Source organism: Microcystis sp. LEGE 08355, assembly GCF_015207185.1.
In the GTDB taxonomy this organism is placed as follows: domain Bacteria; phylum Cyanobacteriota; class Cyanobacteriia; order Cyanobacteriales; family Microcystaceae; genus Microcystis; species Microcystis panniformis.
On the sequence record NZ_JADEXI010000123.1, the window covers coordinates 1 to 10,057 of the forward strand.

Annotated in this window: 10 protein-coding genes and 1 pseudogene; 5 read left to right on the forward strand and 6 right to left on the reverse strand. The window is 38.7% G+C overall.

All coding sequences use genetic code 11. The features are described 5' to 3' along the window. Positions 1-327: 327 nt before the first annotated feature. Positions 328-567 (forward strand): annotated as a pseudogene (locus IQ242_RS26020) (phenylalanine--tRNA ligase beta subunit-related protein); the annotation flags it as partial. A gap of 69 nt (positions 568-636) precedes the next feature. On the opposite strand, the gene IQ242_RS08575 reads toward IQ242_RS26020, so the two are convergent. From IQ242_RS08575 to IQ242_RS08580, 3 genes are read right to left on the reverse strand one after another with little or no spacing between them, the layout of a single operon-like run. Beyond that, on the reverse strand, positions 637-1,311 hold the full coding sequence (locus tag IQ242_RS08575) for a site-specific DNA-methyltransferase (protein WP_370582975.1): 675 nt from the start codon (positions 1,309-1,311) through the stop codon (positions 637-639). 60 nt (positions 1,312-1,371) lie between these two features. Then, positions 1,372-1,575 (reverse strand): hypothetical protein, encoded by a 204-nt coding sequence (locus IQ242_RS26025; protein WP_228020892.1) that lies wholly within the window; start codon positions 1,573-1,575, stop codon positions 1,372-1,374. After that, positions 1,572-2,138, reverse strand: a complete 567-nt coding sequence (locus IQ242_RS08580; protein ID WP_193959676.1) for a restriction endonuclease — start codon at positions 2,136-2,138, stop codon at positions 1,572-1,574. The genes IQ242_RS26025 and IQ242_RS08580 overlap by 4 nt, the downstream gene beginning before the upstream one ends. A 374-nt stretch (positions 2,139-2,512) precedes the next feature. Between IQ242_RS08580 and pheT the strand changes: the two genes are divergently transcribed. From pheT to IQ242_RS08595, 3 genes are all read left to right on the forward strand, one after another. Continuing rightward, positions 2,513-4,948, forward strand: coding sequence for a phenylalanine--tRNA ligase subunit beta (pheT, locus tag IQ242_RS08585; RefSeq protein ID WP_193959677.1), 2,436 nt, complete (start codon positions 2,513-2,515; stop codon positions 4,946-4,948). Between the two features lie 368 nt (positions 4,949-5,316). After that, positions 5,317-5,658, forward strand: a complete 342-nt coding sequence (locus IQ242_RS08590; protein WP_002763716.1) for a type II toxin-antitoxin system RelE/ParE family toxin — start codon at positions 5,317-5,319, stop codon at positions 5,656-5,658. Between the two features lie 4 nt (positions 5,659-5,662). Continuing rightward, positions 5,663-6,004, forward strand: a complete 342-nt coding sequence (locus IQ242_RS08595; protein ID WP_052277985.1) for a helix-turn-helix domain-containing protein — start codon at positions 5,663-5,665, stop codon at positions 6,002-6,004. 11 nt (positions 6,005-6,015) lie between these two features. Here the strand turns inward: IQ242_RS08595 and IQ242_RS08600 are convergent, their stop codons facing one another. From IQ242_RS08600 to IQ242_RS08610, 3 genes are all read right to left on the reverse strand, one after another. Beyond that, the gene (locus IQ242_RS08600) at positions 6,016-6,168 is read right to left on the reverse strand and encodes a twitching motility protein PilT (protein WP_072923905.1); all 153 of its coding nucleotides are present in this window, start codon (positions 6,166-6,168) and stop codon (positions 6,016-6,018) included. Positions 6,169-6,461: 293 nt separating this feature from the next. Further along, positions 6,462-7,415: a glycosyltransferase family 2 protein gene (locus tag IQ242_RS08605; RefSeq protein WP_228020893.1), complete on the reverse strand. Its 954-nt coding sequence runs from the start codon at positions 7,413-7,415 to the stop codon at positions 6,462-6,464. Between the two features lie 23 nt (positions 7,416-7,438). After that, positions 7,439-8,722, reverse strand: a complete 1,284-nt coding sequence (locus tag IQ242_RS08610) for an O-antigen ligase (RefSeq protein WP_185238011.1) — start codon at positions 8,720-8,722, stop codon at positions 7,439-7,441. Positions 8,723-9,531: 809 nt separating this feature from the next. Here IQ242_RS08610 and IQ242_RS08615 point away from each other — a divergent pair. Next, the gene (locus IQ242_RS08615) at positions 9,532-9,771 is read left to right on the forward strand and encodes a UPF0175 family protein (RefSeq protein WP_002754053.1); all 240 of its coding nucleotides are present in this window, start codon (positions 9,532-9,534) and stop codon (positions 9,769-9,771) included. Positions 9,772-10,057: the final 286 nt, after the last annotated feature.

Sequence of the window (10,057 nt, forward strand, 5' to 3'; positions counted from 1 at the left end):
TATTATTACCGACAAAAATGTTCACCTGTCCTAGATCAGACAGTTCTATTTGTTCAAAACCACGATAACCACTGATTTGTAAACTGTCAAAAAGCCGAGTCATTTTTACTGGCTCCTACAATATTGCCGATAATAACTGAAATAGCTAGGATCAAAGATAAAATTTGCAATTTTTACGATAAAACCTTTGTATTATAACTCATTTGTGGCTCTTTTTTTTAGTAGCAATCATTTTCCGGCCAACCTGGTCGTGGTGACTACCCCCCGTTTACAATAGTTAAGAACCAACGGCAAGCAAGAATTAACGATGGGGATTTCGAGCAACTGGGGGGAGGATTAAGCCTACCAAAGGTGAAATTACGGGAATTTTCCCCTAAAAAAGATTTATCTCTGGAAATATCAGAAAATAAAGCTTGTCCTGCTTATATTGGTACGGTGATCGAGGGGGTAAAAATTCGCCCATCTCCGCTATGGTTGCAACAGCGTTTACAGGCTGCCAGATTGCGATCGCTCAATAATCTGGTCGATATTACTAATTATGTCCTCAGCTTGACTAACTCTCCTTAATTCTCCGAGGGATTTATTGTCGAGCCGATTTTCTACCCTAGCGGTTGTTATTATTAACTTTTTGATTGACTAATCAAATACCTCAAATTCTTGTCCGATCTTGCCAAAATATTCCCCCAAACGTTGTTGAATGATATTAATATACTGATCTTCAATTTCAATACCAATAGTCTGATAACCTAATTCTAGAGCGGCAATTAAAGTTGTACCCGTTCCAGCAAAAGGATCGAGAACTATATGACTGTTATCCTGTGGTAGAAATAACTCGAGCAGTTTTCTAATCAATGATAAAGGTTTAATCGTACAATGCTCATCAAAATTTTCATCCCGTCCTTTAGAAAAGCCCTCTAAAATATTGGATTGAAAAGAGCCGTCACTTAGTATAGCTTTGAAGGGACCTAATCCAGTCATTTGTATAGTTTCAATATAATTGTTTTTTAGAGGCTTCTGCACAATAACTATAGCTTCCCATTCATTTCTCAAGCAAGTATGCCAACCTTGCCATTGTTGAGCATTAGTATCACCAATTTTGTCAAGTTTTTTCTCAATATTTAATCCTTTGGGAATGCCTGAATGTCGTCTATAAACCAGCACATCTCTAGCATAAAAACCGGCATTTTCAAGAGCAATCTGAATATGAGCCAGTGTTCTTGTGCTACTAAAAACAGCGACAACAGCCCCCCTTTTACAAACACGCATTAGTTCCTTTGACCAATCTGTTGCCCATTCAATATAATTGACCACATTTTCGCGATTGCGTTGATACCAACGCTCATTGCGAACCCCACCAGCTAACCCACTTCCCTAGGGAATATTTTTTACCAGTGTGGAACTGTTTTGAATGCGTTCTCTGCGTCTTTGGATTTCATCATGATCCCAATTTCTGCCAATGAACTCATAATTATAGGGTGGATCTGTGATCACACAAGATATACTAGATTCTTCTAGTAAAGTGAGAAGTTCTCTACAATCACCGTGCAGAAGTTGCCATCTTTTTGAGATATTCATCGGGCAATATAAAACTCCTGTGTTTCAGAAAATTTATCAAAAGCTTTCAGCAAATCGAACCCACTGCGATCAAGTATATAATCAAAACTTTGTTGGCTCTGCAAAACAGTCCAGCCACCCAGATGACAAGCTTTAATCGCTGCTGGTAAGTTATCCTCTCGCACAATCAGTAAAATAGGTCTAAGTACTCTTTCCTGTAATAGTTTTCCATACTGTTTAAACTTTTTAAGTGTGCCAGAATCTCCCGAACCAATTCTATATTTAGTATCAATGGCATCTCTACCTAAAATGCAGTCACAAGGTTGATCATCTGCAATCTTTAAAGCTGGTTGATAATCTAAACAATTAGCCTTAAAAACTTCTGTCACCAGACGTTGCCAACACATTCCTAGTTCCCTGCCCCAATACTGACGATTTTCCCTTTTTAAACTAGGAGTAATTCCAAATACCCTCATAAGCGGATCATAATCATCATTTTCTTCTCCATAGATTTTGTCACTAAAAGAACTTTGGTATTGTCTCAAAATTCCCTTGAGTAGGTTTTCTATTTGATCGGGCGGCATCAATAATCCTTTTTGATATAGATAGCTAACTACTGATTATCTCCCCAAATTATCGGTAATCTGTTCAAAGATAATAAGTAGCTGGTTATAATTAAATTAAAAATGGATTTTAGGTTCGATCCCCCCCTGCCCCCCTTAATAAGGGGGGTGCCGATAGGCGGGGGGATCCCCCCTGCCCCCCTTGATAAGGGGGGTGTCTGACAACTTTTAACACCTACCTACTTATCACCCCTGGCCAAGGAAAATGAGCGGTTATTTACACAGTCCTTCCATCTTGCCCCTAATATTTTAACAGCCGATCGGCCTTAATCTCTAAATCATTGACTACCCACGGTTTACAATAGTTAAGAACCAACGGCAAGCAAGAATTAACGATGCGGATTTCGATCAACTGGTTACGAGAATTAGTCAAAATTGCCCAATCTCCCCAAGAATTAGCCGAATTATTGACAATTGCGGGAATAGAAGTGGAAGAGATCGAGGATCGCCGAGAATGGGCAAAGGGTGTGGTTATTGGTAAAATTATTGATCGCCAACCCCATCCTAATGCAGATAAATTAAGTGTCTGTCAGGTGGATATCGGTCAGGAAAATCTTAGTACAATTGTCTGTGGTGCGCCCAATGCTAGGGCTGATATTCTAGTTCCTGTGGCTACTTTGGGAACTTATTTACCCAAAATCAATTTAACGATTAAACCGGCTAAATTGCGGGGGGTAAAATCGGAAGGGATGATCTGTTCCCTCGCAGAATTAGGATTAACTAAGGATTCTGAAGGAATCCACATTTTTAGTCAGGAAAATCTCCCTTTAGGTACAGATGTTCGTCCCCTTTTAGGACTTGATGAGGTGATTTTAGATATTTCTCCCACCGCTAACCGTGCCGATGCTTTGAGTATGATCGGAGTTGCGCGAGAAGTGGCGGCTTTGACAGGAGGAGAATTAAGCCTACCAAAAGTGAAATTAGGGGAATTTTCCCCTAAAAAAGATTTATCTCTGGAAATATCAGAAAATAAAGCCTGTCCCGCTTATATTGGTACGGTGATCGAGGGGGTAAAAATTGGCCCATCTCCGCTATGGTTGCAACAGCGTTTACAGGCTGCTGGATTGCGATCGATCAATAATGTGGTCGATATTACTAATTATGTCCTCTTGGAGTGGGGACAACCCTTACACGCTTTCGATCGCGATCGTTTACAAAGTTTTGCCGGAGGTAAATCCGTTACTATTGGGGTCCGTTTTGCCGAGGAAGGGGAAAAAATCATTACCCTTGATGGTCAGGAAAGAAGCTTAAAAGAGCTTAATTTGTTAATTACTGCCAATAATAAGCCTGTAGCTTTAGCGGGGGTGATGGGAGGTCAAGATACGGAAGTTAACGAGGAAACCGTTAATCTTGTGCTAGAGTCGGCTTTATTCGATCCGATCGCTATCCGTCGTTCCTCAAAAGCGCAGGGTTTACGCAGCGAATCTTCCGGACGCTATGAACGCGGTGTTAATCCCGCCGCTTTGGAATATGCTTGTCAAAGGGCGATCGATTTGATTCTAGAGTTAGCTGGGGGAACTGTCAGCAGTCAGGTTAAAGCTGATTATCGTGCCGATCAGTCCAGTGGTTCGATCGAATTGCGTTTAGAACGTTTGCAGCAAATACTGGGTCAAGTTACCCTAGATGATGGTGCGATCGGTGAAATTCTCGCCGAAGATGTGGAGCGGATTTTAGGCAATTTAGGCTGTGAATTGCAGTTAACCTCAAAAAATCCTGTTCTGTGGACTGTAACAGTGCCAGACTACCGTTATCGGGATTTAGAACGAGAAATTGACTTAATTGAAGAAGTGGCGCGACTGTACGGATACGATCGCTTTGTCGATACTTTGCCGGCAAAAACCGCAGCCGGAGGATTATCCTTTGAGGAAACTATACAGCGTCGGCTGCGGGAAGCTTTTCGCGCAGTGGGTTTGACGGAATTAGTCCAGTATTCCCTAGTTAAACCGGAATTAGCGGAAGTTGTCCTCGCTAATCCCCTTTTTGTCGAGTATTCTGCTTTGCGGACTAATCTCCTAGACGGTTTAATCGAAGCGTTTGAGTATAATCAGTCTCAGGGTAACGGTTCCTTAAATGGCTTCGAGATCGGGCGAGTTTTCCGCTTAGAATCGGATAATATCAACGAATACGATGCAATTGCTGGTATTTTCGGCGGTGATTTCTTCCCTGCCGGACGTTGGCTGCGATCGGGTAAAGAGGTGGCCATGACTTGGTATGAAGCAAAAGGCATTTTAGAAGCAGTATTTGATCGCCTTTCGCTGACAGTAAGCTACGAAAAATATGGCGAAGATGCGCGTTTTCATCCCGGACGAACAGCCTCTTTATGGATTGGCAAACAACGCCTAGGTATATTCGGTCAACTACACCCGCAATTGCGTCAGCAAAAGGGATTAATTGAGGCAGTTTATGCCTTTGAAATCCAGTTCCCGCTCCTGTTAGCAACTCTTAGGGATAGTGCCAAAATTACCCCGCGTTTACAGGTCTATTCTACCTATCCGGGGGCGGCACGAGATATCGCCTTCTTTGTTTCCACAGATATACCCGTAGATAGATTGACAAAAACTATCAAAAATGCTGGAGGTAATCTCTTAGAAAAAGTTGAATTATTTGATCGCTATCAGGGGCAGAATGTGCCAGAAAATCATTGTAGTTTGGCCTTTAGTTTAGTCTATCGTGCCAGCGATCGAACTTTAACCGATGAAGATGTGGAACCTTTAATGACAAAAGTGCGAGAAGCTTTAGTTAAACAGTTCCAAGTTTCTTTAAGAAGTTAAATTCAGCGCTCAGTTAACAGTTATCAGACATCGGCCTTATAATTAGGTAGACGTTAAAAATTATCAGATGCCCCCCTTATTAAGGGAGATCCCCCCGCCTACCGGCACCCCCCTTATCAAGGGGGGCAGGGGGGATCGAACCTAAAATCCATTGTTAATTTAATTATAACCAGCCATTTATTATCTCAAGAATAATCTCACACATCGCTATCAATATCGCTGATTGCCTCTAATCATTACCAATCAGTTTGAGAGTTGCTCAAAGTAGGTTCGCTGTTCATATTGTATCGCTCCGCCACCTTTGAATTGTTAGATAGTAGTGAGGCGATTGCCATATTTTAGTACATCAGATATGATATAAATACATCATGGCTGATCAAAGCAAACCTTTAGCTTGGCTGCATGGTGAGATCAAGACCCCACCTTTCAGTTTAGAAGCACGGATCGAAGCGGGTGTCTTACTCAGGCAACTACAGGAAGGCGAACCTCTTGGTTTGCCACATTCGCGTCCTATGCCAAGTGTAGGCTATCATTGTCATGAGCTACGCATTAGAGACATCGATAAAAATTGGAGGATTATTTATCGAATTGATGAAGATGCAATCTTGATTATTGAGGTGTTTAATAAGACAACAAGAGCAACACCCAAAAGTGTAATTGAGGTTTGTAAGAAACGCTTGAGTAAATACGATACTGATCAGCAGGAATAAGAGGATGGAAGAGACTAAAAAAGGGCTTTTGGAATCAAAAGGCTGGAAAATCGGAACCGTTTCCGACTTTTTAGAGTTAACGCCCGAAGAGATTATCCTTGTTGAAATCAAACTAGCTCTTAGCAAAAGTTTGAAAATTCAGCGGCAGAAGATAATGACTCAAAGTGAACTGGCCAATAAAATCGGCTCTAGTCAACCTCGGATTGCCAAAGCTGAAAATGGCGATCCGTCAGTTTCACTGGAATTGCTTATCCCATCGCTGTTGGCAACAGGTGCCACTCCTCAAGACATCGGACAAATCATTGCCAGTGTCAAAGGCGTTGCTGAATCAAGACCTGAATGCTAATTTTGTGCATTCTATCCACTAATGTTAGTTATTGTCGTTGATGCGATAAATCCCTGAATTTCCCCAGCATCAATACGCTCAAATAATCTTGCTGCTTTTTCCACAAATAGCTCTCGTTCTTGTAGAAAATCAAGAATGACATTGTTATCAATCAGAACTCCCATTACTGATGCTTCTCGATCAGATAGGTTACATAATCGGTTGGGGCGTTAGTTTCCCCTGTAGCTGCCGAAATCTCAGAAACACCTCGCAAGCGCAACAGATTTCCCCGCTTGGATTTGAGGTTTGCTTCCCGTTGTTTAGAATGTATGAACAAGGTGAAATCACCCTAGAGGGATTAGCAAGAAAAGCTCCTCTCATTGCCCGTGCTATTGAAAAGCAACAGGAAATCTCTTAAATCCTAGACAAACAAAAAAACATTAGTATTTCGGCATCTAGTCGGGTATTGGCTGTACCATTATTTAATATCAATTTGCTGTAATTCTGGTAAAAGTTCTTTAAATAAAAGCCTAAATCTTTTTATACATATTATTTTAAACATCAATGTTAAAGCATCCCAATTAATTGCATCATAGGGGACAAATTCTAGGACAATTTTTATGTTTAATTTTTTGATACAAATCAAAAGCCAATGCAGGCAAATATAATCTTCTATAACTGACAATTCTGGTAACTTTTCCCGATGTTTAGGATGTACCATGTCATAAATTTTTTGTTTGATTAAAATATTTTTTTTGCATCGCTCTTTTATTGATATATTGCTATGGCAACATCCCGACCATACTCTTTTAAAACATAGACACTTACCGACAAATACAGCATCGCCGTACTTGGCAATTTCTATCCATGAGTTAACATCATCATAATTACCGTCAAAGTCTTTATCCCAGCCTCCTGATCGCAAAAATGCTTTTTTTTGAAAAGCAACTTGAACAGGTGTTCCCAAAGGACAGATATCCAAAAGCATAGCGTAGTGTATGTCCTCTTGCAGAATACAAAGAGCTAAATCATTAAATTGAAATTGATGTTTGTTATCGATAATGTTCCCCATTATATCAATTTTTTTTGCTTGACAAGAGCAAATAACAGCATCAGGAAAATAAACGAGATATCTGCTGATAGTTTCGATACATTCAGGCGTAATATAATCATCATCATCAATCAGCTTAATCCATTCTCCTTTGGCAATTTTGACTCCAATATTAACACTTTCTGAATGTCCTAAATTTATCGAGTTGCGATGATATATAACTCGCTCACCTAATTGCTTGATATATTCTTCAGTTTGATCAGAAGAAGCATCATCTACAACAATAATTTCGCAATTTATAGTTTGATTGAGTACCGATTCTAATGACCATTTTAAAAATGGTAAGCGATTATATGTTGTGATAACAATACTGAATTTCATGAGCATTTACAATAATATTTAGTTTAGGTAAAATATTTTCTTTTTTTATTATTTGTTAAGCCATGAATCGCTGACAAAATCGACCAAGATATAAGATTGACTCTTTCATCAAAAATAGTAACATCAAAGACATGAAATAATATAGAAGCAAAAAAAGCTGTTAAATAAGTAAATATAATCAATTTTTCTTCTGAGTTATCCAGATTTATTTTGGTTAAAAGTATAATCCCTTTTGCCAATATCCAGCCAACTAAAAAATAGAAAAAAACTGTCCAGGGAATCCCCACTTCAGACAGAAGCATCAGTGTTAAGTTGTGTGAATGTCCTATTACTATCTGAGATTGAGGCTGATAGAGATGTTTAAAACTTCCTAAACCCCATCCTTTCCAAGGTGACTTAAGGGCTAAATGCCAGGAGAATTTCCACAGAGTTATTCGGAGAGTTTCTACATCTCGATTAGGATAAAATTGATCGTTTATTCGAGCCCAAATAAACATTGGAACAATTAATCTAAACCAATCTCTTACTGGAGGATTGCCAAAAGCAGCGATAATAATCGCCCCGCTCACGATTGCTACTGTTAGCAAAATCCATCGCCAGCCTAAATAAATAGCAAAAGCAAGACAAGTTACCAATGTAGTCATCCAACCATTACGAGAATGAGTTAAAATTAGAGCAATAAATGTTAGGGAATTGATGACCAAAAGCAGACTAAGATAAAAAAATTTTTTATCAGTATTCGATTTTCTTAACTCTAGAATTATTAAGCCCAGTCCCAACACCCAAATAATAGTTAGAAAACTTGCTAGAAAATTAGCATGATAAAATAAAGATGACATCCTACCATAAGGATTGCCCATTGCTCTTAAATACCATCCAGGCATCAATATATTTTGTATTTCTCCTTGTAATCCCCACCAAATTTGTCCAAAGCCTAACACCGTTATAGGAACTGAACCAAAGTATATTATCCTTGCTAATTGTTCTAATGTACTCACTGAGTAAAGTAGTTGGCTGAGTCCAGCAAAAATAATAAAGTAAGGCAAAAAATTTATCAATCCAGAGATGGCAGAAACCCGATCAAAGGCAAAAAGGCTCGTCATTGTTAATGAGCCACCTAAGATAGCAAATCCCCAATTAATATGTTGAGAAATAATGACTCTATATTTTAATCTAAAAATTATTATAGTCGCTGTACAAATAACTAACATTCCCCCTAAGGGGTTGATAGGCAACAGCAAAAAACTAATTTGAGTTAAATACCAAGGAATGTTTAGCTTCGGATCTGGATGTTTTATTAAAAACATAATGTGTCATCTATTATTTAAATAACTTGCATTGACTCAATATTTCAATATGCTATCCTTAGAGTACATCAACTCATCATAGTGTTACCATGCTGTTAAGCTTTTCGACATTTAAGTTGATCGAGTAATCGATGTCAGCCAAAGGCTTCAAGCATCGACAATCTAAATTTAAATGCGTCTGAGCTTACTGCTGGAATATACACCGTTCGCCGTCCCCAAAACCTCCCCAACTATTTAACCCGCAGTGCGGGTTAAGCTTAAAAACTATCAAACCATCAATTAATGGTTTCCATCATCCTAAGACCGTTTTTTTCTACCGTCAATAGGATATAAAGTATGCTTATTTTTTTTTTTCATCAGGTTTATTTATAAATCAGAGAAAATCAAATTAAATTCGGTGCGGTTAAACCTTGATTTCTCCTACCAGCCACCTGATTAACTTGACTCAGAGTCGAGAAAACGGGTTTCTTAAAGAAACCCGTTTTCTCGATCCTATAGTCACATATTTCTTAACATAAAATTTGACAAAAAGAGAAAAGTATTAATTCCAGCAATTCTTTATAATTCTCTAGATGACTGGGAAAACCCGAACCCTAGAGTGATAGAGAAAACAATTGAGGAATTCAAAAGGCGAACTCGGAGTTAATTGATGAAGTGCGATCGCTTTTTTGATCGGGTGCATTAACACAGTGTAATGCGCCTTATTTGTTGTCTATAATTTAAAAGATTGAGATAAGGGCAGTTGGTTGGGTTGATTTTGCGTTAAAATTAAGTTAGATATGTCTTAATTGATGAAACTTAGCAAGACAATGAATACTTCGATTACTTTTCAAGAAATTGCCGCCGAAATACAATTATTTGATAATATTGAACAAAAAGAACAATTTATTTTTGTGGTGGGTGCTTTAGTTTCTCGCATCATCAGTCTTCATAAAGCCGCAGAAATCATGGAAATGGATACAGAAATGTTCTTGAAAATTTTAGAATTAATGGGAATCGATTTTTCTTATCTTACTACAGAAGACATAGATAGAGAAAAAAAATGGTAATCTCTATGAAAATTGTTTTCAATTCTTCCCCTTTAATCTTTTTGTCTCAGTTAGAATTTTTAGAAAAATTTCTAGTGCGATCGCCGATCTGGTAGGTTGGGTTGAGGCACGAAACCCAACATGATCAACTATAGCAATTCTCTAACTTATGAGTACGATCGCCGATCTTGTAGTTGGGTTGAGGCACGAAACCCAACATGATCAACTATTAATTTATTTGGTTGGTGTTGGGTTGCACTTTGTTTAACTACATTTTGGCAATAAAGAGGCGATCGGTGTTGTTTAA